Source organism: Acidovorax sp. KPB24-07, assembly GCF_057543315.1.
Genome location: NZ_BAAJYS010000008.1, coordinates 32,684 through 55,813 on the forward strand (window position 1 = coordinate 32,684; position 23,130 = coordinate 55,813).

General features: G+C 66.1%; 19 protein-coding genes and 2 pseudogenes. 4 read left to right on the plus strand and 17 right to left on the minus strand.

Features of this window, described 5'->3' with window-relative positions; translation table 11 throughout:
• Positions 1-200 precede the first annotated feature (200 nt).
• Complete coding sequence (locus AC27IQ_RS02525) at positions 201-665, plus strand: hypothetical protein (protein WP_487087987.1); 465 nt, start codon at positions 201-203, stop codon at positions 663-665.
• A gap of 174 nt (positions 666-839) precedes the next feature.
• Here the strand turns inward: AC27IQ_RS02525 and AC27IQ_RS02530 are convergent, their stop codons facing one another.
• From AC27IQ_RS02530 to AC27IQ_RS02565, 8 genes and pseudogenes are all read right to left on the minus strand, one after another.
• Positions 840-2,057, minus strand: a complete 1,218-nt coding sequence (locus AC27IQ_RS02530; protein WP_487087989.1) for an NAD(P)/FAD-dependent oxidoreductase — start codon at positions 2,055-2,057, stop codon at positions 840-842.
• Positions 2,054-3,961, minus strand: coding sequence for a sulfate adenylyltransferase subunit CysN (gene cysN, locus AC27IQ_RS02535; RefSeq protein ID WP_284409036.1), 1,908 nt, complete (start codon positions 3,959-3,961; stop codon positions 2,054-2,056). Before cysN ends, AC27IQ_RS02530 begins: the two co-directional genes overlap by 4 nt.
• A complete protein-coding gene (gene cysD / locus AC27IQ_RS02540) occupies positions 3,961-4,860 on the minus strand; it encodes a sulfate adenylyltransferase subunit CysD (RefSeq protein ID WP_487087991.1) in 900 nt (299 codons plus the stop codon). Before cysD ends, cysN begins: the two co-directional genes overlap by 1 nt.
• A gap of 60 nt (positions 4,861-4,920) precedes the next feature.
• Positions 4,921-6,093 carry an MFS transporter gene (locus tag AC27IQ_RS02545; protein ID WP_284403366.1) on the minus strand — a complete coding sequence of 391 codons (1,173 nt, stop codon included), beginning with the start codon at positions 6,091-6,093 and terminating at the stop codon, positions 4,921-4,923.
• 56 nt (positions 6,094-6,149) lie between these two features.
• Positions 6,150-6,914 (minus strand): annotated as a pseudogene (locus AC27IQ_RS02550) (family 3 encapsulin nanocompartment shell protein); the annotation flags it as partial.
• A gap of 205 nt (positions 6,915-7,119) precedes the next feature.
• Positions 7,120-7,842 (minus strand): sulfotransferase-like domain-containing protein, encoded by a 723-nt coding sequence (locus tag AC27IQ_RS02555; RefSeq protein ID WP_487087993.1) that lies wholly within the window; start codon positions 7,840-7,842, stop codon positions 7,120-7,122.
• 50 nt (positions 7,843-7,892) lie between these two features.
• Positions 7,893-8,876 (minus strand): aldo/keto reductase, encoded by a 984-nt coding sequence (locus tag AC27IQ_RS02560; protein ID WP_284409042.1) that lies wholly within the window; start codon positions 8,874-8,876, stop codon positions 7,893-7,895.
• Positions 8,877-8,935: 59 nt separating this feature from the next.
• Complete coding sequence (locus AC27IQ_RS02565; RefSeq protein ID WP_487087995.1) at positions 8,936-12,115, minus strand: non-ribosomal peptide synthetase; 3,180 nt, start codon at positions 12,113-12,115, stop codon at positions 8,936-8,938.
• Here AC27IQ_RS02565 and AC27IQ_RS02570 point away from each other — a divergent pair.
• The gene (locus tag AC27IQ_RS02570) at positions 12,078-12,386 is read left to right on the plus strand and encodes a hypothetical protein (protein ID WP_487088011.1); all 309 of its coding nucleotides are present in this window, start codon (positions 12,078-12,080) and stop codon (positions 12,384-12,386) included. The two genes, AC27IQ_RS02565 and AC27IQ_RS02570, sit on opposite strands and share 38 nt — an antisense overlap.
• Before the next feature lie 213 nt (positions 12,387-12,599).
• Positions 12,600-12,929, plus strand: coding sequence for a hypothetical protein (locus tag AC27IQ_RS02575; protein ID WP_487087997.1), 330 nt, complete (start codon positions 12,600-12,602; stop codon positions 12,927-12,929).
• Between the two features lie 613 nt (positions 12,930-13,542).
• On the opposite strand, the gene AC27IQ_RS02580 is transcribed toward AC27IQ_RS02575, so the two are convergent.
• The 8 genes from AC27IQ_RS02580 to cyoA form a co-directional block, all read right to left on the minus strand.
• Positions 13,543-14,091 (minus strand): BON domain-containing protein, encoded by a 549-nt coding sequence (locus AC27IQ_RS02580; RefSeq protein ID WP_487087999.1) that lies wholly within the window; start codon positions 14,089-14,091, stop codon positions 13,543-13,545.
• A gap of 197 nt (positions 14,092-14,288) precedes the next feature.
• Positions 14,289-14,825, minus strand: coding sequence for a response regulator transcription factor (locus tag AC27IQ_RS02585; RefSeq protein WP_284399448.1), 537 nt, complete (start codon positions 14,823-14,825; stop codon positions 14,289-14,291).
• A complete protein-coding gene (locus tag AC27IQ_RS02590; protein WP_284428813.1) occupies positions 14,815-16,152 on the minus strand; it encodes an ATP-binding protein in 1,338 nt (445 codons plus the stop codon). Before AC27IQ_RS02590 ends, AC27IQ_RS02585 begins: the two co-directional genes overlap by 11 nt.
• The gene (locus AC27IQ_RS02595) at positions 16,136-16,960 is read right to left on the minus strand and encodes an SURF1 family protein (RefSeq protein ID WP_487088009.1); all 825 of its coding nucleotides are present in this window, start codon (positions 16,958-16,960) and stop codon (positions 16,136-16,138) included. The genes AC27IQ_RS02590 and AC27IQ_RS02595 overlap by 17 nt, the downstream gene beginning before the upstream one ends.
• A gap of 44 nt (positions 16,961-17,004) precedes the next feature.
• Entirely contained in the window at positions 17,005-17,433 is a 429-nt protein-coding gene (cyoD, locus tag AC27IQ_RS02600) for a cytochrome o ubiquinol oxidase subunit IV (RefSeq protein WP_272564074.1), read from the minus strand.
• Positions 17,430-18,071, minus strand: a complete 642-nt coding sequence (gene cyoC / locus AC27IQ_RS02605; RefSeq protein ID WP_284403380.1) for a cytochrome o ubiquinol oxidase subunit III — start codon at positions 18,069-18,071, stop codon at positions 17,430-17,432. Before cyoC ends, cyoD begins: the two co-directional genes overlap by 4 nt.
• Positions 18,064-20,067, minus strand: a complete 2,004-nt coding sequence (gene cyoB / locus AC27IQ_RS02610) for a cytochrome o ubiquinol oxidase subunit I (protein ID WP_284428811.1) — start codon at positions 20,065-20,067, stop codon at positions 18,064-18,066. The genes cyoC and cyoB overlap by 8 nt, the downstream gene beginning before the upstream one ends.
• Before the next feature lie 54 nt (positions 20,068-20,121).
• Positions 20,122-21,201 (minus strand): ubiquinol oxidase subunit II, encoded by a 1,080-nt coding sequence (gene cyoA, locus AC27IQ_RS02615; RefSeq protein ID WP_272564071.1) that lies wholly within the window; start codon positions 21,199-21,201, stop codon positions 20,122-20,124.
• 176 nt (positions 21,202-21,377) lie between these two features.
• Between cyoA and AC27IQ_RS02620 the strand changes: the two genes are divergently transcribed.
• A complete protein-coding gene (locus tag AC27IQ_RS02620) occupies positions 21,378-22,718 on the plus strand; it encodes an MFS transporter (protein WP_284428810.1) in 1,341 nt (446 codons plus the stop codon).
• Between the two features lie 108 nt (positions 22,719-22,826).
• Here the strand turns inward: AC27IQ_RS02620 and AC27IQ_RS02625 are convergent.
• A pseudogene (locus AC27IQ_RS02625) lies at positions 22,827-23,130 on the minus strand (hypothetical protein); the annotation flags it as partial.

A 23,130-nucleotide genomic window follows, 5' to 3' on the forward strand; every position in this document is an offset into this window, starting at 1 on the left:
AGCCCGCTTCGGCGGGCTTTTTTTTGCTATTGAAATGATAGCTATATGCCGGCGTTTTTATTGCGCTGGAGGCCTTTTTGATGCTGAACGGTCTGGTGGCGTCTGGATGGCACTTTCTCCCGGCGCTAGGATCGGGCGTAACCGATCGATGGCGCCGCGGAGCGCCGCAGTCAAACCGCGCAGCCGAAAGCCCTCCCGCCATGCCATCCCATCGCCTGACCCTTTTCGCGGATTACCACCAGTTCTACCTTCAGGACGAAGCGGCGCCAGGGGACCTGGCAAGCGCCTGGGACGAGGCCGCGACGCTTCGCATGCTGGCCGTGTCGCAGGGCGTCGTCGGGTTTGGCACTGCTCGGAACATGCCGGTGCCGGTGACCCTGGAGTTGCTTGAGGCCGAGCCGCAGACCGACCTGGCCCGGTTCGACCATGTGGTCGATGGATCGGTGGCCATTGCCACAGGCCCGCTCGTCGTGGCGGGGTGCACGGACTACTTGCCCGATGCGGCCCGGTTCGATGTGCCGCCTGGAGCGTACCGGGTCAGGCTGTCCAGCGCGGGTCTGGATTCGCTGTCTCCCGATGGGCTGGAAGGCGAAGACCGCTATCTCGTGCAGATGTGGCCGGGTGCGCTGTTGGAACCGACGGTGCTCAAGCAGCATGCCGGCTGACCTGAGCGTCAGGGGAGGCTGCCTTTTGGATGGCCCGTGTATTGGCCGCTGAGTGAACGCGCCTGGGGCAACGGCCGGAGCGCCCTGTAGCGGCTTGGCCTGAGCCATTGGGCAAAAGATGGCCGGCCGCATCGACCAGGCGCCCATGGCGTTCCGATTCAGGCCCACCGCCACTCATGGCAGTGCTTCGAGGCGCTCGCAGGGGGCTTCGGCAAGGGTGGGCCGGTCCGGGCTCAGAGCGGCGGCCGAAAGCCCGCGTTCGACGAAATGGTCCGGCAGGCCCCCCGTGAGGACCAGGGAGGCCACGGCTTGTCCCACCGCCGGTGCGATCTGGATGCCGTACCCGCCCAACGCGGCGGCCCAGAAGAAGCCGGGCGCATTCCCGGCGGCCCCGAGCACGGGCGAGCCATCGGCAACAAAGCTGCGAAGGCCTGCCCAGCGGTGGGCCACGCGATGCACCGCCAGGGTGGTGGCCTGTTGCAGCCGATCGACCGCAACGGCCACATCCCACTCCTCGGGCTGCACGTCGCAGGGCGGCATGGGGGTTTCATCGCTGGGGCTGACCAGCAGGCGCCCGGCCTCGGGCTTGAAATAGAAGGTGTCGGCAAGGTCCGTCACCATCGGCCAGGACGCCAGCGCGGGCTGGCCGGGCATGCCGTCGGGCAGGTCCACGATCACGGCGGTGCGCCGCTTGGGCACCAGGTCGATGGTCGCCACGCCGGCCTGGCGCGCGGCCTCGTCGGCCCAGGCGCCTGCGGCGTTCACCAGGCAGGGCGTGTGAAACCGGCCCGCCACCGTGTGGACGGTCCAGTGGCCCGACGCATCGCCCTCGGCCCACTCGACCCCCGCGGCGGTCTGCACGCGGCCGCCGGCGGCCCGGATGCCGCGCAGGTAGCTCTGGTGCAGTGCATCGACGTCGATGTCCATGACCGAGGGGCGCCACACGGCGCAGCGGTAAGGCCTCGGGTCGATGACCGGGCAGCGCGACAGCGCCGCGTCCAGCCCGATCACGCGGGCGGGTTGGTGGGCATGGTGGCCGGCAGCCAGGGCGGTGTCGATGCGGCCGCAGTCCACGTCGTCCTGCGTTGCCAGCGCCACCACGCCGCGCGGCGCCACGAGCGGCACTGAAGCAAAGCCGACAGGGGGTGCTTCGAAAAACGGGCGACTGGCCGCGGTGAGCGCGCGGACCGTCCGGTTACCGAAATACTCTGAAAACAGGGCGGCCGAACGGCCGGTTGCGTGGTAGCCGCAATGCGCCTCGCGCTCCAGCAGCAGCACCCGCCGGTGCTGCGCCAGTGCCCAGGCGCAACTGGCCCCGGCCATGCCCCCGCCCAGGACGATGGCGTCCCAGTGCGACTCGGCGCCCGTGCCGGCAGAGCCGGTGCGGCTCATGCGGTGGCGGCGGTGCGCGCCGCCGAGGGCGGCACCACCAGCCCCGCGGCGATGAGCCGGGAGACGATGCAGTCGGCGGCCTGTTCGGGCGACATGTACGCCGTCTGGATGTGGATGTCCGGCTGCTCCGGCGGCTCGTAGGGCGAGTCGATGCCGGTGAAGTTCTTCAGGGCGCCGCTGCGGGCCTTTCGGTACAGCCCCTTCGGGTCGCGCTGCTCGGCGAGCTCCAGCGGCGCGTCGATGAACACCTCCAGGAACTCGCCAGCCTCCAGCAGCGCGCGCGCTGCACGCCTTTCGGCACGGAACGGCGAGATGAAAGCCACCAGCACGATCAGCCCGGCATCCACCATCAGCCTGGCGACTTCGCCCACCCGGCGGATGTTCTCGACCCGGTCGGCATCGGTGAACCCCAGGTCTTTGTTGAGGCCGTGCCGGACGTTGTCCCCGTCCAGCAGAAAGCTGTGGCAGCCGCGCCGGTGCAACTGCTGCTCCACCCGATTGGCGATGGTCGATTTGCCGGCGCCGGAAAGCCCGGTGAGCCACAGCACGCAGCCTTTCTGGTGCTTGATGGCGGCCCGCTGCGCCTTGCTGACCTGGGTGTGGTGCCAAACGAGGTTGTCGGCATCGCGCAGGGCACGCACGAGCATGCCCGCCCCGGAGGTCTCGTTGTCGATCCGGTCGATCAGCAGGAACCCGCCGGCGTCGCGGTTGAGGTCGTAGGCGTCAAAGGCGATGGGCTGGTCCAGGGTCAGCTCGACCAGGCCCACCGCGTTCATGTCGAGCTGGTCCGCAGGCAGCCGGTCGAAGGTTTCGATGTCCACCCGGTGGACGATGCGCGTGACGGTCGCACCTACGGTGCGGGGGCCGCATTTGAGCCAGTACCCGCGGCCAGGAAAGAGAGGGGTTTCGCTGAACCAGACCATGTCGGCTTCGATGCGGTCGGCCACTTCCGCGGGAGAGGCCGGGTCGGCGATGAGATCGCCGCGCGAGACGTCGAGCTCGGCATCCAGCACCAGGGTGACCGACTGGCCCGCCGTGGCGGCCGGCAGATCCCCATCGTACGTGACGATGCGCTTCACGCGTGCCAGCTGGGCGCGGGGCTGCACCACCACCGCGTCACCCACGCGCACGCTGCCCGCTGCCACCGTGCCTGCCAGGCCCCGAAAGTCTTCGCTCGGCCGGTTCACCCATTGCACCGGAAACCGAAGCGGCTGTCGCGCGGCGCCTGCCTCGTCGACCTCCGTGGCCTCCAGCCACTGTCCGAGCGTGGGCCCCTGGTACCACGGCGTTTGAAGGCTGCGCTCGACCAGGTTGTCCCCTCGCAGTGCCGACATGGGAATGCACACCGGGGCAGGCAGGCCCATCTGCTGCGCCAGCGCGCAGAACTCCGCTTCGATCTCGGCGAAGCGGTCTTCGCGGTAGTCCACCAGGTCCATCTTGTTGACCACCAGGGCCAGGGCCCGGATGCCCAGCAGCGCGGCGATGTAGGCATGCCGCCGGGTCTGGCTGAGCACCCCTTTGCGCGCATCCACCAGCACCATGGCCGCGCCGGCGTTGGAGGCCGCGGTGGCCATGTTGCGCGTGTACTGCAGGTGGCCCGGTGTGTCGGCCAGGATGAATTTGCGCGTGGGCGATGAGAAGTAGCGGTAGGCCACGTCGATGGTGATGCCCTGTTCCCGCTCGGCCACCAGGCCATCGACCAGCAGCGCGAAGTCGAGCGCACCGCCCTGCGTGCCTGACTTGCGGGAGTCGGCGGCCAACGCCTGCAACTGGTCCTCGTAGAGGCTCTTGGATTCGTACAGCAGCCGGCCGATCAGCGTGCTCTTGCCGTCGTCCACGCTGCCGCAGGTGATGACGCGCAGCAGGCTGCGCTGCGGCGCGGGAGAGGGTTGGGTGCCGCTCATCAGAAATACCCCGCCTGTTTCTTCAGTTCCATGGAGCCTTTGCCATCGTGGTCGATGGCCCGGCCTTGCCGCTCGGAAGTGTGCGCCGCCAGGGTCTCGGCAATGATCGCCTCCAGCGAATCGGCATCGCTTTCGATGGCGCCGGTGAGCGGGTAGCAGCCCAGCGTGCGAAAGCGCACCCGCCGCATCCGGGGGTGTTCGCCCGGGGCGAGGGGCAGGCGCTCGTCGTCCACCATGAGCAGCATCCCGTTGCGCTCCACCACGGGCCGTTCCTTGGCGAAGTACAGCGGCACGATGGGAATCTGCTCGCGTGCGATGTATTGCCAGATGTCCGCCTCGGTCCAGTTGGAGAGGGGGAATACGCGGATGCTCTCGCCCTGGTGCTTGCGGGTGTTGTAGACCCGCCAGAGCTCGGGCCGCTGTCGCCGCGCATCCCAGCGGTGGTGCACCGACCGCAGCGAGAACACGCGTTCCTTGGCGCGCGATTTTTCTTCGTCGCGGCGCGCTCCGCCGAAGGCGGCGTCGAACCGGTGGTGGTCCAGCGCCTGCTTGAGCGCCTGGGTTTTCATCAGGTCGGTGTGCACCGCCGATCCATGCACGAACGGGTCGATGCCCATCGCGATGCCGTCGGGGTTGCTGTGCACGAGCAACTCCATGCCGGTGTCCCGCGCCCGCTGGTCCCGGAAGGCGATCATCTCGCGGAACTTCCACAGCGTGTCCACGTGCAGCAGCGGGAATGGCGGCCGTGCGGGGTAGAACGCCTTCATCGCGAGGTGAAGCATCACCGAGCTGTCCTTGCCGATGGAATACAGCATGACGGGGTTGTCCGCCTCCGCCACCGTCTCGCGCAGGATGTGAATGCTCTCGGCTTCCAGCCGCTGCAGATGATCGAGAAACATGTCGTCGGCTCCTTGAAAAAAGAGGTGTCTGAATATGAGGGCGTGGCCGGAGGGTGTGCCTCATGACGGCAGCGATGGCCGCCCGCGAGCGCGCAGCGGCATCCACAGCAGCATCACGCCGACCGTGCTGGCCAGCGTGGCCGCCAGCATCACGCCGTAGATCTCGGCATAGCCGAAGCGGGCCGCAACGAACCCGGCCACCACGCCCCCGGCAGCGATGCCCAGATCCCAGAACGAGGTGAACATGCCGAGCGCGGCGCCGTGGTGGGCCGGCTCGGTCTTCTGGATGACGATCAGTGCCAGCGAGGGGTAGAACAGCGAGAGTCCGAGCCCCATCGCCAGCCCACCCAGCACCGCCACCATGAGGTTGGGCGCGATGGCGAGCAGCAGCAGGCCCACGGCCTCGCCCAATGCCGCCCACAGGGCAACGCGATATGGCCCGAACTGGTCGGGCCAATGGCCAAGAAAAAGCCGTGATCCCACATATGCGAAGCCGAACACGTTGAATGCCAGGATGCCGTTGTCGATGCCCTTGGCCGCCATGTACAGCGAGACGAACGAGGCCAGCGCGGCATACCCCATGGACCCCAGCGCCAGGGTGACGCCGGGAAGGCACGCCGACCGAGGAAAGAGCGCGCTTTTGGCCGCCGCGGGCACCTTTGGGGGCGCGGGCTTGGCCATGACGAAAGCGAAGCCGGCCAGGGGCGCGGCAACGCAGAGCATCCAGACGGCGGAGAACCCGGCTGCCTGCATCAGCGCTGCGCCGGCCAGCGCCCCCAGCGTCACGCCCGACCACATGCTCACCCCGTAGAGCCCGATGATCTTTCCGCGCCGGGCTGTGGGCGCAAGCCCCACCAGCCAGGTGGCCCCGGCGGTGAAGGCGCAACCTTCGCCCATGCCGTGCAGCACCCGTACGGCAGTCAGCACATCCACCCGCTGCGCCATGGCGTAGCCGGCGCCGGCCAGCACGCAAAGGAGGGCGCCCAGCAGCATCAGCGTCCGGTGCCCTATGCGGTCCGACAGCCGGCCGGCGACGGGCCGGGTGAGCACCACCGCCACCGCGATGGCGGCGATGACGGTGCCCACGTCCACATCGCTGCCGCCGAGCGCGTCCTTGACGTAGAAGGGCAGCACCGACAGCGTGGCGCCGATGCCCAGATGGCAAAAGAAAAGGCCGAGGAAGATCGGCATGAAAGGCCGGTAGAAAGCCAGGCCGGTCTGTGGGGCGTTCATGGGGGCGGTCCTTGTCGGTGGGCGCGCGGGCCATCCCGCGCGCGGTGCTGCGGGGCTCAGTCGGCCTTCACGACATGGAAGAAGTGCGTGGGCAGGTGCACTGCCAGCCCTTCGTAGATCTCCGCGCAGACCGCCGTGCCTTCCGTGGCGAAGGTGCCGGCGGGTGGCGTGCCCACGCGGATGACCGACTTGCCCGTGTGCAGGATGCGCGCCGCAACCGCGAAATCGCCGACCAGCGCACAGCCCGGGGCCACCATGCGGGTGCGCACGATCTTCGTGCCGTTTTGCTGCAGGTCGCCCAGGATGCCTTTGCCCAGAAGGCCGTGGTAGTAGTCCACCGGGTTCACGATCATGGCGTGCGCGGTGGCACCGTTTTGCTCGATCGCGTTGCAGGCGGCCATGATGCCGTCGAAGTAGCTGGTGGCGTAGGGCAGCCGCGTTACGCCGGGATGGTTGAGCAGGCCGTGCGGGCCGAAGGTGAGCGCCTGGTTTTCCGCCGTGGCCAGGCGCACGAGAAGCCGGTAGTCGATGAATTCTGCGATGCCGCGCTCGTCGCCCGCCAGTTCCGGCGGCAGCTGGACCCAGGCCGAGATCGGGCGCACGATGCCTTCGCCCATGCCGAAGCGGAAGGTGGCCTCCTGGCGCAAGTCTCCTTCGTGGATGCCGCCGGTCTCCACTTTGGGGGGGCGGCTCTCGGACCAAAAGCGGTTGTGCGTCTCGCTCACCAGACGCTTCCTGAAGAGCTGGCTCACCATCAGGCGGGGCCGGTCCTGCGTGGGCTTGAAGGCCTCGGTGATGGTGAAGTCGAAGTGCACTTCGGTCGTGTCCCCTTTTTTTCAGGTACGCCTGGGCGAACTGTTCGCCGGAGGACAGGGCCTCGACGGGGCGGAGGGGGGCGATGGCATTGGCTTGGATCGACGACATGGTGTTGGCTGCTTTCTCTCGGTTGGGAAGGGGTGAGAACGACGTGAAAGGCGGAACGTGTCTGGAAGGGAACTGGGTGGCAATCGCGCGGACGCGCGAACCTCAAATGGCGTGCTGTACGAGCTGCTGGTAAAACGGGTAGTGGTGATCGAAGTACCCCTTCAGCAGCGGGTTGTTGGCCACGGTGTCCGGGTACGCCTTGGCGGTGGCCGCAAAGCCCGAACTGCGCATCGCGTCCAGATGCCATTGGCGGGTGCGGCTCCATTCCGGCCGATCGCTGGGCTGCCATTGAAGGGCCGAGGCGATGAAAGGCAGGCCGACTTCTTCGCAATAGCGCTGCACCACCGCCTGCGGTGTCTTGACCAGGCGGTCGGCATCGACGAGCACCGGGGCCGACCCCTTGAGCCGGGTGGCCAGCTCGAAGATCTCGAAAAGGTGTTCGTAGCCCACCTCATGCAAGGCGATGGTCGGCTTCATGTGGTACATCGAACTGATCGTCGGCGCAGGGTCGCGCACGATGAAGGTGTGTTCGATGTCCGCCACCTCCTCGGGGTGGTCGAACAGGTACCGGTAGCGGTGCTCCACCGTGTCCTTGAAGAACACGGGCCGATGCGCTGCCAGCGTGCGCAGGTGGTCGAAGAAGGCGCGCTCGGACCGCACCACCACCTGGCCGCCCGAACCATCGGGCAGGGGCACTTCGCCCGTGTCGAGCAGTGTCACCAGGGGCTCATGGATCACGGTGACGTCGTTGCGCTCGATCATCATGCGCAGGAAGGCGGTGGACAGCGCGCGTTGATGCGCCCACAGGGCAATGATCTGTTTCATGCAAGGCTCCGGAAAAAAGGGGGCGAGAGGGGGCTCGGCCGGATGGCCCTTCACTGGGACCACGCGGTGGGCGAGCGGTCCCAGCGGTGCGCGCGCAGCGTCTGCAGCAGCGGAGCCTCCATCCGGCGCCCGTCGCTCACGCTCAGATTGGCCTCGACGTTGCGCAGCTGGCGCATGCCGGGAATCACCGTCGAGACTGCCGGGTGGTGCAGGATGAAACGCAGCGCCATCTCGGGCAATGCCATGCCCTCGGGCAACACCGTGCGCAGCCGCTCGGCGCGGTCCACGGTGGGGCCAAGGTTTTCCGGCCCGAAGTAGGTCGATCGCCAGTCCTCGGCCGGGAACACCGTGTCGTGGGATAGCGTTCCCGTCAGCCCGCCCTCATCGAAAGGCACCCGCGCGATGAGGCCGATGTCCTTCTGAGCAGCCACCTGGAACAGCCGGTCTTCCGGGGCCTGATCGAAGATGTTGTAGATCACCTGGATCACGTCGATCAGCCCGGTGTCGATGGCCCGCAGGCAGTTGTCCGGCTCCCAGCGGTTGACGCTGATGCCGATGCCCTCGATCAGCCCTTCGGCACGCAGGTCCCCCAATGCGCGCTGCCATTCTTCTTCGTCCGCCCAGCGATCTTCCCAGACGTGCAGCTGCATCAGGTCGATGCGATCCGTGCCCAGGTTTTCCAGGCTCTTCATCGTGAACTCGCGGATGTGATCGGCCGGAAACACGTCCTGCAGGCGGTCGCTCGGTCGGGGCGGCCATTCACGGTTCTTCGGCGGGATCTTGGTTGCCACGTACAGCCGGTCGCCCGTGTGCGCACGCAGCAGGCTGCCCAGCATCTGCTCGCTGATGCCGCGCCCGTACACCCAGGCGGTGTCGAAGAAGTTGCAGCCCAGTTCCACCGCGCGCTCCAGGCAGCGCGGCGCCGTTTCGTAGTTGGCGCCAGTGAAGTTGCCCGGACCTCCCGCGATCCCCCACATGCCATAGCCCACTTCGCTCACCTGCCAGCCAAGCCGGCCCATCCGTCGATAGTGCATCGCGCCCACTCCTGTCGATCAAAGAAAAGAAATACGGGAAACCAAAGCAGTCGAGGGGATCAGCGCACGGCCGATGGCGCTGCGGCTCCGGACCGGAGCAACTGCCGCGCGTAGCGGCCGATGGAGGCTGAGAAGTCCCTGCCGTCTTCCGCGGCCATAGCCTGCTCCAGCCCCGCACATTCGTCGCGCCGGAAAAGACGGGGGTTGTCCGTCAGCAGTGCGGACAGGGCGTCGGCGAAGGCCCGTTCATCGCCTGCGGCTGGCAGCAGGCGGCGGACCACGGTGAGTGCCCGCGGGCCGCCCGCTGCCACGGCCGCATCGAGCCGCTCCATCCAGGCCGTGCAGGACACCTGCGGCATCGGGGTGCCGGCGGCTTCGAAGATCGTCGGAAAGGCCATTCGCTGTGGATGCAGCAAATGGAAGGTGCGGCCCCATGCCTGGGGCGAACGCATGGCGAGCACCACGCGGCGCGCCACGTAGTCCGCAGGCGACCAGTCGGAGACGATCTCCGCGGCCGGCCGGACCCCCAGGTGCGCGATGGCCGTCAGCAGAAAGTGGGTCAGCGCGCGCTCATTGGGCCGCTGAAGCAGACCCTCTGCGGCGGCCGGCATGACCTCGCCCAGCCGGTAGATCGATACATGGGCGCCTTGCCTTCGCGCTGCGTCGAGCAGGCGCTCCGCGGCCCACTTGGAGCGGCTGTAGCCACTGGCGGGCCGGACGCCCTGAGCGAGGTCGAAGTCCTCGGCGAGCGGCGAAGCCTGCAGCGCGGCGTGCTGGTCCAGCGTCCCGAGGGTGGAGATGTGGTGCAGCGGCTTGGCCCGGCCCTCCAGGGCCAGGCGCAGCGCCTCCCGGGTGCCCAGAACATTGGTCGCGCGGTGGGCGCCGTAGTCGTACAGAAAGTTGACCATCGCCCCGCAATGCAGCACGGCGTCGCACGATTGCGAGAGCTGGCGCCAGGCGGCCGCTTCCAGGCCGAAGGCCGGCTGGCCCAGATCGCCCGGAACAGCCACCAGCCGGCCTGCAAAGTCCGGCCGCCACAGGCCTCGTTCCTGCAAGTCTTTCTCCATTGCCGACTGTGCGTTGCCGGCATGCCGGCACAGGGCATGCACCGTCGCGGTGGCGTCGCTCGACAGGATTTCGCGAACCAGGTGGCTGCCCACGAAACCGGTGGCACCCGTCATGAAGATGCTGGAAGGCTGCCTTGGTGCGTTGTGATCCGACCGGCGCGCTGCGACCCAGCCGGCGGGCAGCGTGGCATCGCGTTCCATCGCCTGTTCGTCCTGGGGTTCCTGGCTTTCTTCGCGGCCTTCGCAATGGCCCGGGGTGGCGATACGCTGTTTCGCTTCGATGCAGCCAGCGATCTGCCGCGCGGTCGGCTGCGCCATCAGTTCCGCGATGCGCACTGGCACGCCAAAGCGTTTTTCCAGCGACACGATCAGCGACACGGCCTGCAGCGAATCGCCGCCATGGTCGAAAAATGGATCGTCCGCGCCCAGGGCCGGTTGGTGCAACTGACGGCGAAAGACCGCCAGCACGGCATCGGCCAGCGAAATGGCCGCGTCTTGCTGCACGGACGTGTCCGCCGAGGTGTCCAGGGCAGGGCGCTCGAGCTGGCTCAGCAGCGCCTTGCGGTCGAGCTTGCCGTTGTCGGTGGTCGGCATCTCTGCCAGCAGCACGATGTGCCGCGGCACGGTGTGGCGCGGCAATGCCCCGCGCAGGTGGGATTCCAGCGCGTCGCGTGTCAGGCCGGCATCGCCGGCGGCAAACAAGGCCAGTGCCCGGTCGTCACCCTGGCCCACGGTCATCGCTTTGGCGTGGTTCACGCCAGGGCATTGCTCCGCGGCGCTTTCGATTTCGCCCAGTTCGATGCGCACCCCACCGACCTTCACCTGAAAATCCTTGCGACCCGAAAAGCGCAGCCGGCCCAGGCTGTCGAAGTAGCCGAGGTCGCCGGTGCGGTAGAGCTTGGCCCCCGCAATCGAGGCAAAAGGGTTGTCCACGAAGGCGGCCGCCGTGCGCTGTGCATCGTGCAGATAGCCGTTACCGACGCACACGCCGCCCACCAGCAGTTCGCCCCGGGCGCCGGGCGGCAAGGGCCGAAGCGCCGAGTCCACGACGACGACATTGCAGTTGTCGATCGGCCGTCCCAGCGGGATCGACAGTCCGTCGGCATCCTCGACCGGGTGGAACACCATTCCGATCGAGGTTTCCGTCGGACCATACGCATTGGTGATGCGCAGCGCTGGCAGGATGGCACGCAGCCGGTGCACCATTTGCGGCGTGATCTCTTCGCCACCCACCACCAGTTCACGCAGCGTGGCGAGCCGACGGCGGATGTCATGGCTGTGCTCTGCCAGCACCACCAGTTGGTTGAACACGCTGGGCACGAAATCCGTCATGTCGACGCCGTGCTGTGCAATCGTCTCTACCGTGCCTTCGAGGTCGAGGTGGGCCCCCTCCTGCGGAATCACGGTGCTGCCCCCGGCCGTCAGCGGCCAAAACAACTGCCATACCGACGAATCGAAGGTGTGCCGCGTGTTCTGCAGCACGCACCGTATGCCGCCGTCGCGGTGGAAATAGCGCGTCATGAACTGGAACCGGTTGGTCAGTCCCGCATGGTTGTTCATGGCGCATTTGGGCCGTCCGGTCGTTCCAGAAGTGAAGATGCCGTAGATGGCCTGTTCAGGGGCAATAGGAGCCTGGATGCGGGCGGCCGAGGTGCCGTCGAGAAGGGCGACGTCGACCGCCACCGCACGGTTCCGGTGGCTGGCCGGTACGTTGGAAGCGTCGGTGCACAGCACCGTGTGGCTGTTCAGCGCCTCCAGGGCTTGCTCGCGACGCTCCATCGGCCAGCCCGGGTCCAGAGGAACGAACGCAGCGCCCAGCTTCATCAGCGCGAAGTAGCAGACGGGCAGCTCCAGGCTGTTGCCCAGCAGCACCGGAACGGGCGTGGCCGACCCGGTTCCCCGGGCTGCCAGCAGGCCGGCCAAAGCGTTGGCTTTGCCGTTGAAGTCCCGGTAACTGAGCGCTGAATTGCCGAAAAAGTACGCTACCTTGTCCCTGTGGCGATCCGCCGATTGTTCCAGCCAATCGGGAATCGAAAGAAACGGTCCATATTCGTGTGAATGGCCGGAGAGCATATTGATTGCATATTGAAGCGATGCAACTCCAATGCCCGCTGCCTGCGACGCGGATATATTCTTGTCCCCCATCATGGTGCACAGGATTTCCAGGTACATCTCGGCAATGGCATTGCAGGCCGGTGCTGCAAAATCGCGGGCATTGGCAATCACCACGGCGGACGCTATTTCATTTTCCAGTTGGCAGTGGATCAGAATTTTGGCGGATCCGATTTCAATGGGAGTGGTGTGGTCCGCCAGTTGCACCATGAGTGCACCATTTTCGGGAATTTTTCTGGATAAATCGATGAATGCACCAACTTGGTTGGCAGGGCATTTTCTCCATTGGGCATCGGTATTGGCAGGCCACAAGGCACGGAACATCGGTTGATGCACTGCCGGCCGCACCTCGAAGCCCGACGTGCGTGGCACGCGGCTGCGCCAGAAGTCCAGCACCGCGACGGGGATTTGCAGGTCGAGCCGGTCGCAGAGCTCGAATGCGGCCACGGCAGCCAATGCCCTGAAGTCCATCCGCGCTTCGCCGTCCGGCACAACCTCTGCCCGACGCGAGTACTGCCCCAGAACATGGCTGCCGAGGGCGTAGGTGCCACCGGATATTTCTTTTTCTGTGGGATTTTCTGAAGGCTGCCTTGGTGCTTGGGGCTTCGCGCTGTTCACCGTTTCAGGAGCGATCGAAAAATGGCTTGAATCCACCCGCATTGGAATTCCCCTGTTTGTTTTCCATGTTCGCAACCCCATGCCTGCAGTGCTTTCGCAATGGGTGAATACCCATTGCGAAAGCAAAAGACAAAGCTTCGCCCAACTGGATAAATCCAGCGGATTAAAGCGATTCCTTTTTCTGAAGATCCCCGATCCCGTGCTTTTGGTCGATCTGAATTTTTTCGGGGGTTTTTGTTGCGGATTCAGTTTCTAAAAAAACAGGTTTGTTTGTCGATGCCTTTTTTGATCTTTATTTGTATGGTGTGTAAATTATTGTTTCTGTAACTGCTTTTTAATTCGCATTTTTATATTTCGGATAAAAGCCCGGCTGCTTTGCCGCATTAACCGTGGTTTTTTGGGGTTTTTTTAGAGGATTTGAAGCCGTGCGTTCGCTTTGCTTGCGTTATCTGCTCAGCCACGCCGCTTGCTGGCGAAGCTAAAAACACTCGCATCGATATTGGTTCATGGCGGCCTGCAGGATCGCCTTCCCCTCGGCTGAGCAGACGGATTTGGGCATGGGTGGGCCTGGGAAACCGCTTTTGGGAGCCTTTGAACTCAGGAATGGACGGCCGCGACGCGCATGGAAGAGGCGCAAGCGCTCCGCTTTCGATGGAGCGGCTTGGGATGAACCTGCTGAAGCGGCGTCGGGCAACGCGCAGATGGCTGCCGCTCCGGCTGCTGGTGCCGCGCGTGCGAACGTGTGAGTGGGGCGCCTCGTCGATTCCAGGGCGCTGGGCGGGCGACTCAGGGCGATGGCATTCCGGTGCCAGATCAGGACCCACGGCCCTTGGACAGATCTGCCCCGGGGGCAGATGGATCGGTGGTGGCTAAGGCTTTGCCTCGGCGGCAGGGGATCGCGCCGCCGGTGCCAGCGGGTAGCGGATCGCATCAGGGGGACCGAGCACCGCCATCTGGTCGATCACCGTGACCACATCGGCCGTCTCTGCCAGTTGTTTCACGAATGCCTCCCGGTCGAAGTCGGCGGCCACGCAGCCCTGTACGTAGATGATGCGTCGCTGGAGCATGAGCCACAGGGTCGACTTGCGGTCCCATTGCGTCTGCTCCGCGATGTGGGTAAGTCGCCGTTTCACGGCCTCGCTGATTTCGCCGTCGTACCGATAGCCGCTGGACAGGCGGCAAGTGCCCTGGATGTAGCAGCTGTTGCCGCGTTCAGCGCGGTAGTGTTCCTCGCGCTGCCATTCCTGCCGGGTCAGCAGCGGCCCCAGGGGTTGCGGGCAGTCCGCCACGGCATGGGAGATCTGAAAGAAAGGGTCGTTGCCCCAATTGCGCAGGTCTTGGTCTGCGTGTGCGGGCGCAATGAAAGCCAGAGCCAGCATGGCGCTGGCAGCCCAACGCGCCTTTTCGGATTGCCGCATGGTGTTTGTTCTCCCTTGGTGTCGATGAGCCTCGCCGGCCTTCAGCGGCGGCCTGCGCTCTCCTGCCTGCGCCAGATTTGGCGAAGGCCCCGCTGTCAGGTCAGCGTGAGCGTACCAATGCTTCCGATCGGTGTCGATGCTTGTACAGGCAGGCATGGCCGGCATCCCTCTGCGCGGGGTGCCCGGTGGAGCGGGACTCAGTTCACGCGCCGCTTGTCCAGCTTGCGTGCCAGGGTGCGCCGGTGCATGCCGAGGCGCCGCGCGGTTTCCGAAATGTTGAAGCCGGTTTCGGCCAGCACCTCGTGGATGCGCTCCCATTCCAGCGTCTTGATCGAGCTGGAGCGGTTGGTCAGCTCCACTTCGATATTGCCCTCGGTCAGGCCGAAGGCGGCCTCGATGTCGTCGGTGTTGGAAGGCTTGGCGAGGTAGTGGCATGCGCCGAGCTTCACGGCCTCCACGGCCGTGGCGATGCTGGCGAAGCCCGTCAGCACGACGATCAGCATGTCTTCGTTGGCGGAGTGGAGCTTCTGCACGCAGGCCAGGCCCGAGGCCTCGCCCTTGAGCTTCAGGTCCACCACGGCGTAGCCCGGCGTGTGCCCGTCCAGCAGCGCCTCCACCTCGGGCAGGTTGGCCGCATGCAGCACGTGGTAGCCGCGCCGTTCGAACGAGCGCGCCAGCGTGCGTGCGAAGGCCTCGTCGTCCTCCACGATCAGCAACAGGCGGTCAGCGTCCATGGTCCGGGGTCTCCTGCAGCGCGACGGCTGCCAGCGGAAGGGTAATGGTGACGGCGGCGCCGCCGGCCGCGCGGTTGCGCGCGGTGATGGTGCCCCCGAGGGTGCGCGCCACGTTGGTGGCCAGGTAAAGCCCCAACCCACCGCCCGGCCGGCCCTTGCTGGACTGGTAGGGCTTGCCGAACTGCTCCAGCATGGCCGGGGCGAAACCGGGGCCGGCATCGGTGACGGTGATGAGCAGGGCATCGGCCTCCTGCTCAGCTGCCAGACCCACCCAATGCGGCGACGCATCCCGTGCATTGTCCAACACGTTGAAGACCATCTGCTGCAGGGTGACATCCGAGACCATGGGGCGGTCTTCGCCGAACTGGTTGTCGTAGGCGAACGTGCCCACGGGCCGCGTGCTGCGCCACTCCTCGGCCAGTTGGTCGAGGAAGGTGCACACGGTGGTCTGCATCGATTCCTCGCCCCGGGTTTCTCCAGCCGACAGCAGGATGCCGCTCACGATGGTCTTGCAGCGCCGCACCTGGGCCTGCATCTCGGCGATCTCGGCCTGCAGCTCGGCATCCTGCGCCAGGGCCGGCATGCGGCGCCAGTCGCCCAGGATCACGGCCAGGGTGGACAGCGGCGTGCCCAACTCGTGCGCCGCGCCAGAGGCCAGCAGCCCAGTGCGCACGATGTGGTCTTCTTCCGCGGCGCGCTGGCGCATGGTGGCCAGCCGGGCGTCGCGCTGGCGCAGGTTGCGGCCGATGCGCGTGATGAAGATCACCAGCAGCACGGCGTTCAGCATGAAGCACACCAGCATGCCCAGCACGTAGGGGCTGTACAGCCCCCGGTCGTGGTCCAGCGGCAGGGCGAGCGGGCGGCTGAACAGGGCCAGCCCGCACAGGCAGGCCACCGTCATGGCGACGATGGTCCAGGTGTAGCCCGCGCGCAGCAGCACGGCGGCCAGCGTGACCTGCAGCAGGTACAGGAAGACAAACGGGTTGGTGGTGCCGCCGCTCAGGTAGAGCTGGGCGGTGAGCATGGCCACGTCCACCACCATGGCGAAGAACAGCTCCACGTTGCGCACGCGGCGGCCGATGCGCCAGCGCAGCAGGCTGGCCGTGTTGAACACCACCAAGGCGCCCAGCACCATCAGCATGGCCTGCAGCGGCAGGATGATGCCCAGGCTGTAGTGCACCACCTCGATGGTGAAAAGCTGCCCGATCACGGCGATCCAGCGCAGCTGGATCAGCTGCTGCAGGTTCTTGAGCCCGGTGGAGTCCGCTACTGCCGCCCGCGTGCGCGGCGCGGGCCGTTCGGCCGGGGCGTCAGGGGACAGCGGCATCGGTGGCGGGCGAAGCGTGGTGCTGGCGGCGCCTGCGGTCGTCGCGCCATACGTACCAGGCACCCGCGGCCACCATCAGGGCCAGCGTGTACCAGGTGATGGCATAGACCAGGTGGCTGTTGGGGAAACGCACCACCGTCAGGCCGCCGACGGGCCACTGGAGGGCGTCCGCTGACGTGCCCGTGGTGGCGGTGGGTGCGGCGGAGCGGGGGGCGGCGTCCTCGTCCACGAAATAGGGCGCGATGCCGGCCACGCCGCGCGCGGCGGCAATGGCGGCCACATCTCGGGAGAACCAGCGGTCGGCGGTGGGGTCGTTGTGCCGCAAAAACCCACCTACGGGCTCGCTCAGTCGCAGCAGGCCGGTCACCTCGGTCTCGCCCTGGGGCGCGGGGGCGGCGCGTGCGGCGGGATCGCGGGCCTGCGGCGGCACGAATCCCCGGTTGACCAGCACGGCCGTGCCATCGGCCTGCCGCAGCGGCGTCACCACCCAGAAGCCGGCGCCCAGCGTGGTGTTGGCCTGTACCAGTGCCTCCTTGGCGTGGTCGAAGGTGCCGCGAAGGCGCACATGGCGGTACTCGGCGTCGCGCGCCGCATCGGGGCTGCGCTGCCATTCGGCGGGGGAGGGGGGGGCGGTGGGAGCGGCATGGATGCGTTTCTCCACGCGCTCGATGAGATCCAGTTTCCAGGCGCGGCGTGCCACTTGCCAGCTGCCCAGCGCCACGAGCGTGGCAAACACCAGCAGCGCGCACACCCCCATCGCGGCCAGTCCGGCCCGGGAGCGGGGCGGGGCGGGCCTGTCCACGCCCATGGCGGGCGCGGGAGAGGATGCAGTCGCGCTGCCGGAGATCGGGGTCAAGGCATGTTCTTCATGTCGTGGATCGACATGGGCATCATGTTGTGGTTGAGGTGGAACATCACCCACAGCGAGCCCGCCAGCGTGATGACCACGAGCACGACGGTGAAGACCAGTGCCAGCATGTTCCAGCCGCCTTCGGACTTGGTGTTCATGTGCAGGAAGTACACCATGTGCACCACGATCTGCACCGCGGCGAAGCCCAGGATCACCAGGGCCGTGGTGCTCGACTGCTCGAACACCTTGCCCATCACGAGCCAGAACGGAATGGCGGTCAGGATGACCGATGCGACGAAGCCGATCACGTAGTCGCGCATGGAGCCGTGGCTGGCGCCATCGTCTTCATGGTGGTGATCGTGGTGGTCGTCGTGGCCGTGGTGGCCATCGTGGGTGTCGGTGAGGTTCTGGTGGTTGTGGGGGGTGCTCATGGCAGGACTCCCATCAGGTAGACGAAGGTGAAGACGCCGATCCAGACCACGTCCAGAAAGTGCCAGAACATGGACAGGCACAGCAGGCGGCGGCGGTTGGCGGGGGTCAGGCCGTGCTTCTTGAGCTGGAACAGCAGCACGACGAGCCAGATGATGCCGAAGGTGACGTGCAGGCCGTGCGTGCCCACCAGGCCGAAGAAGGCCGACAGGAACGCGCTGCGCTGCGGACCGGCGCCTTCGTGGATCAGGTGGTTGAACTCGTACAGCTCCAGGCCGATGAAGGCCGCGCCCAGCAGGCCGGTGATGGCCAGCCACACGATGGTGCGGTTGACCTTCTTCTTTTGCATCTCCAGCATGGCAAAGCCATACGTGATGGACGACAGCAGCAGCATGGACGTGTTCAGCGCCACCAGCGGCAGGTCGAACAGGTCGGCGCCGGACGGGCCGGCGGCGTAGCTGCGGCCCAGCACGCCGTAGACGGCGAACAGGCAGGCGAAGATGAGGCAGTCGCTCATCAGGTAGATCCAGAAGCCCAGCAGGGTGCCGTTCTGCGGATGGTGTTCTTCCGTGAGGTGGAAGACCGGTTTCGCCGGGGCGCCCGAGGCGCCGGGGTGGTGGAGTGCGGTGGTATCAGACATGGCTGGCCAGGAGACGGGTGCGATCGGCTTCGGTGCGGGCAACGGTGTCCGCATCGATGTAGTAGTCGCGTTGGTAGTTGAAGGTGTGGGCGATGCTCACGACCAGCAGGGCGGCGAACGACACGCCGGCCAGCAGCCACATGTGCCAGATCAGCGCGAAGCCCAGCACCGTGCAAATGCCGGCGATGACCACGCCAGCGGCCGTGTTCTTGGGCATGTGCACCGGGATGAAGCCGCTCAGCGGACGCTCGTAGCCGCGCTGCTTCATGTCGTGCCAGGCATCGTTGTCATGCACTTGCGGCGTGAACGCGAAGTTGTAGGCAGGTGGCGGTGACGACGTGGACCATTCCAGCGTGCGGCCACCCCATGGATCACCCGTCGTGTCGCGCAGGGCTTCGCGGTTGCGCCAGCTGACCACCAGCTGGATCAGGAAGCTGCCGATGCCCAGGGCGATCAGCACGGCGCCGAAGGCGGCGATCTGGAACCAGATCTGCAGCGACATGTCCTCGAAGTGGCTCATGCGGCGCGTGACGCCCATCAGGCCCAGCACGTACAGCGGCATGAAGGCCATCCAGAAGCCGATCAGCCAGAACCAGAACGAGCACTTGCCCCAGAACGGGTCGAGCTTGTAGCCGAAGGCCTTGGGATACCAGTAGTTGATGCCGGCGAACAGGCCGAACACCACGCCGCCGATGATCACGTTGTGAAAGTGGGCGATCAGGAACAGGCTGTTGTGCAGCACGAAGTCGGCCGGTGGCACCGCCAGCAGCACGCCGGTCATCCCGCCGATCACGAAGGTCACCATGAAGCCGATGGTCCACAGCATGGGCACCTCGAACTTGATGCGGCCCTTGTACATGGTGAACAGCCAGTTGAAGATCTTCGCCCCGGTCGGGATCGAGATGATCATGGTCGTGATGCCGAAGAACGAGTTCACGCTGGCGCCCGAGCCCATCGTGAAGAAGTGGTGCAGCCACACCAGGTACGACAGGATGGTGATCACCACCGTGGCATAGACCATGGAGGCGTAGCCGAACAGCTTCTTGCGGCTGAACGTGGAGACGACTTCGGAGAACACGCCGAACAGAGGCAGGATCAGGATGTAGACCTCAGGGTGGCCCCAGATCCAGATCAGGTTCACGTACATCATCGAGTTGCCGCCGAAGTCGTTCGTGAAGAAGTTGAAACCGGCGTAGCGGTCCAGCGACAGCAGCGCCAGCACGGCCGTCAGCACCGGGAAGGCGGCGACGATCAGCACGTTGGTGCACAGCGAGGTCCACGTGAACACGGGCATCTTCATGAGGCTCATGCCGGGCGCGCGCATCTTCACGATGGTCACCAGCAGGTTGACCCCTGACAGCAGCGTGCCCACCCCCGCGATCTGCAGCGACCAGATGTAGTAGTCCACCCCCACATCCGGACTGTGCAGGATGCCCGAGAGCGGCGGATACGCCAGCCAGCCGGTCTTGGCGAACTCGCCCACGAACAGCGAGGCCATCACCAGCACGGCGCCGCTGGTGGTCATCCAGAAGCTGAAGTTGTTGAGGAACGGGAAGGCCACGTCGCGCGCGCCGATCTGCAGCGGCACCACGTAGTTCATCAGGCCCGTGACCAGCGGCATCGCCACGAAGAAGATCATGATCACGCCGTGGGCAGTGAAGATCTGGTCGTAGTGGTGCGGCGGCAGGAAGCCGGGGTTGTCACCGAAGGCGATGGCCTGCTGCATCCGCATCATGATCGCGTCGGCGAAGCCGCGCAGCAGCATCACCAGCCCGAGGATGATGTACATGATGCCGATCTTCTTGTGGTCGATGCTGGTGAACCACTCGCGCCACAGGTAGCCCCATAGCTTGAAGTACGTCAGCGCACCGAGCACGGCGATGCCGCCGAGCACGACGGCGGCGAACGTCGCGATCAGGATCGGTTCGTGCAGTGGGATGGCCTCCCAGGAGAGGCGGCCAAAGATAAGTCGGGTGAGGTCTGTAGGATCGGACATCGGAGGTCGCGTGCCGTTGGCGCGTGAAAAGTGAGGGGTCTGAACGCGTGCCGCTTAGATCGGCTGCGTGGCAGGGGCCGGGGAGGCCGTCGCGGCGCCCTCGGGGTTCGTGACGGTGCACATGGCGCCCACGTAGCTGCGGGCGGGCGTGTCGGCCAGGCCCAGGCGCGAGCGGGTGGCGTCGTCCAGCGAGGCCACGTTGAACGAACCGGGCTTGCCCAGGCCGCCATTGGCATCGATCGCCATCATGTCCTTCATGCACATGCGGTTGGCTTCCACGCAGCGGTTCAGGATGGCGTCATACAGGCCGGGGGCCACGGTGGCCCAGCGGCGCACGGGGTCGCGTTCGCTGGGCTTTTCCAGCTGCAGGTAGCCGTCGCGGCCCAGTTCGCCGCCGGCGTCCTTGGCCTGCTTGACCCACTGGTCGAAGCCCGCCTGGTCCACGCCATGGAAACGGAAGCGCATGCCCGAGAAGCCCGCACCGCTGTAGTTGGCGGAGAAGCCCTCGAAGTTGCCCTGCGCGTTGATCACGGCGTGCAGCTTGGTTTCCATGCCCGGCATGGCGTAGATCTGGCCGGCCAGGGCCGGGATGTAGAACGAGTTCATGACCGTCGAGGCGGTGATCTTGAACTGGATCGGGCGGTCCACCGGCGCTGCGATCTCGTTCACCGTGGCGATGCCTTGCTCGGGATACAGGAACAGCCACTTCCAGTCCAGCGCGACGACCTCGATCACCAGGGGCTTGGCGCCTTCCGGCACGGCACGACCTTCGCTGATGCGGTCCAGGGGGCGGTAGGGGTCCAGTTTGTGGGTGCTGACCCAGGTGATGGCCCCCAGGGCGATGATGATCGCCAGCGGCGCCGACCAGATGATGAGTTCCAGCCCTGTGGAGTGGTCCCAGTCCGGCTGGTACTCGGCCTCGGTGTTGGCCTGGCGATAGCGCCAGGCGAACAGGAAGGTGAGGAAGATCACCGGCACGATGATCAGCAGCATCAGGACGGTCGAGACGATGATCAGATCGCGCTGCTGTGCGGCGATGTCGCCGGAGGGGCTGAGCACGACGGCATTGCAGCCGGCGAGCAGCGCGGCCGCGGGCACTGCGAGCAGTCCGCGAAGTCGATGGGTGGAGGGCATACCGGGCAAGAAAGGTGGAAGGCGGCACGGATGGCCGCGGGACGGCGTCGAATCTACGTGAAAACCATTGTGGTGTGAATGGGACGTTTTGTCCTACAGTGGGTTGCGGCTGCCAGAGACAGTTCACTGGCCCGCCAAAGCAAAAACTGCTGGTGCATTCAAAAAGGAGCACGCCGATGACCACATTGACACAGCATTTTCCCGGATCTTCATCGCGCGCCACCACGGAAGAAGACTCCCGGCCCGTACAGAACGGACACTCCCCCGTCGCTCCCGAGGAGATAGCGATCGGCGTGGTGATCGGCCGCGCTTCCGAGTATTTCGACTTCTTCGTATACGGCATCGCCTCGGTGCTGGTCTTTCCCACCGTGTTCTTTCCCTTCGTGGACCGGCTGCAGGGCACGCTCTACGCCTTCGCCGTCTTCTCGCTGGCCTTCGTCGCACGCCCCTTCGGCACCGCGCTGTTCATGGCCATGCAGCGCCGCTGGGGCCGTGGCACCAAGCTGACGGCCGCGCTGTTCCTGCTGGGTTTTTCCACAGCCGGCATGGCCTTCCTGCCCGGGTATGAAAGCCTGGGGGCCTATTCCATCGTGCTGCTGGCCCTGTTCCGCATCCTGCAGGGGGTGGCGATGGGTGGTTCGTGGGACGGGCTGCCCTCGCTGCTGGCGCTGAACGCGCCGGCCAGCCGCCGCGGCTGGTATGCCATGCTGGGCCAGCTGGGCGCGCCCACCGGCTTCATCATCGCCAGTGCCCTGTTCCTGTTCCTGCATGCCAGCCTGTCGGCGGAAGACTTCATCTCCTGGGGTTGGCGCTATCCGTTCTATGTGGCCTTCGCCATCAACGTGGTCGCGCTGTTCGCCCGCCTGCGCCTGGTCGTGACGGACGAGTACACCAAGCTGCTGGAGGAGCGCGAACTGGAACCCACGCCCATCGGCGAGATGGTGCGCACGCAGGGATACAACGTCTTCATCGGCGGCTTCGCGGCGCTGGCCAGCTACGCGCTGTTCCACCTGGTGACCGTGTTTCCCCTGTCCTGGGCGGCCCTGTACCCCGAGCAGCCGATCAATGACGTGTTGTTCGTCCAGCTGATCGGCGGCGTGCTGGCCATCGGCAGCATGATCGCGTCAGGCGTGATCGCCGACCGCCTGGGCCGGCGCACCACGCTGGGCGTGCTGGCGGTGATGATCGCCGTCTACAGCGGTTTCGCGCCCACGCTGATCGGTGGCGGCGCCGTGGCGCTGGATGCGTTCATCCTGATCGGTTTCGTGCTGCTGGGCCTGTCGTACGGCCAGGCGGCCGGCGCGGTGACCGCCAATTTCGCGTCCAAGTACCGCTATACCGGCGCGGCCTTCACCGCCGACCTGGCCTGGCTGGTGGGCGCGGCATTCGCACCGCTGGTGGCGCTCGGCCTGTCCGCACACTTCGGCCTGTTTGCGGTGAGCCTGTACCTGCTGTCCGCAGCGGCCTGCACGCTGGGGGCCTTGAGCGTCAACCGCATGATCGAACGGCGCGACTGAGATCGGGACCGGGCGGAAGGCGGGCCGGCGCACGGCGCCGGCCGCCACCTTGGGTTGGCGGTATTTGCTATTGAAAAAATAGCAAAATGCCCTATAAGAATATGGGTTTCAAGCCATTTCGGCTTGAAACCCTTTTTTGTTGCGGCTTGCCTGGTCGCTTTGGCTGGGGCTGGATGGCCAGTGGCCGTCGGCGCGCGCGCCTGAAGAGCATCCCGGGCGACCGGCAACCGGCAACCGGCAACCGGCAACGCAACCACGGCGGCCAGCCTCAATCCCGCGGTGGAATCCGAATGACGAGGGACGAGGCACCCGCCCGTCCACATCGCGGGGCAGGGTCTCGGTCTTGTCCAGCGCGCGCATCACGGCGTCGTCCCAGCCTTGTTGCGCTCGATTTGGTGATGCGGGTGCCCAC

Coding starts and splice junctions, on each gene's coding strand:
- cyoB (WP_284428811.1), bottom strand. CDS start 20,067: ATGTCCGATCCTACAGACCTCACCCGACTTATCTTTGGCCGCCTCTCC.
- cysD (WP_487087991.1), bottom strand. CDS start 4,860: ATGTTTCTCGATCATCTGCAGCGGCTGGAAGCCGAGAGCATTCACATC.
- AC27IQ_RS02530 (WP_487087989.1), bottom strand. CDS start 2,057: ATGAGCCGCACCGGCTCTGCCGGCACGGGCGCCGAGTCGCACTGGGAC.
- AC27IQ_RS02590 (WP_284428813.1), bottom strand. CDS start 16,152: ATGCCGCTGTCCCCTGACGCCCCGGCCGAACGGCCCGCGCCGCGCACG.
- AC27IQ_RS02580 (WP_487087999.1), bottom strand. CDS start 14,091: ATGCGGCAATCCGAAAAGGCGCGTTGGGCTGCCAGCGCCATGCTGGCT.
- AC27IQ_RS02525 (WP_487087987.1), top strand. CDS start 201: ATGCCATCCCATCGCCTGACCCTTTTCGCGGATTACCACCAGTTCTAC.
- cyoD (WP_272564074.1), bottom strand. CDS start 17,433: ATGAGCACCCCCCACAACCACCAGAACCTCACCGACACCCACGATGGC.
- AC27IQ_RS02620 (WP_284428810.1), top strand. CDS start 21,378: ATGACCACATTGACACAGCATTTTCCCGGATCTTCATCGCGCGCCACC.
- AC27IQ_RS02560 (WP_284409042.1), bottom strand. CDS start 8,876: ATGCACTATCGACGGATGGGCCGGCTTGGCTGGCAGGTGAGCGAAGTG.
- AC27IQ_RS02585 (WP_284399448.1), bottom strand. CDS start 14,825: ATGGACGCTGACCGCCTGTTGCTGATCGTGGAGGACGACGAGGCCTTC.
- cyoA (WP_272564071.1), bottom strand. CDS start 21,201: ATGCCCTCCACCCATCGACTTCGCGGACTGCTCGCAGTGCCCGCGGCC.
- AC27IQ_RS02545 (WP_284403366.1), bottom strand. CDS start 6,093: ATGAACGCCCCACAGACCGGCCTGGCTTTCTACCGGCCTTTCATGCCG.
- AC27IQ_RS02555 (WP_487087993.1), bottom strand. CDS start 7,842: ATGAAACAGATCATTGCCCTGTGGGCGCATCAACGCGCGCTGTCCACC.
- cyoC (WP_284403380.1), bottom strand. CDS start 18,071: ATGTCTGATACCACCGCACTCCACCACCCCGGCGCCTCGGGCGCCCCG.
- AC27IQ_RS02595 (WP_487088009.1), bottom strand. CDS start 16,960: ATGGGCGTGGACAGGCCCGCCCCGCCCCGCTCCCGGGCCGGACTGGCC.
- AC27IQ_RS02565 (WP_487087995.1), bottom strand. CDS start 12,115: ATGTACCTGGAAATCCTGTGCACCATGATGGGGGACAAGAATATATCC.
- cysN (WP_284409036.1), bottom strand. CDS start 3,961: ATGAGCGGCACCCAACCCTCTCCCGCGCCGCAGCGCAGCCTGCTGCGC.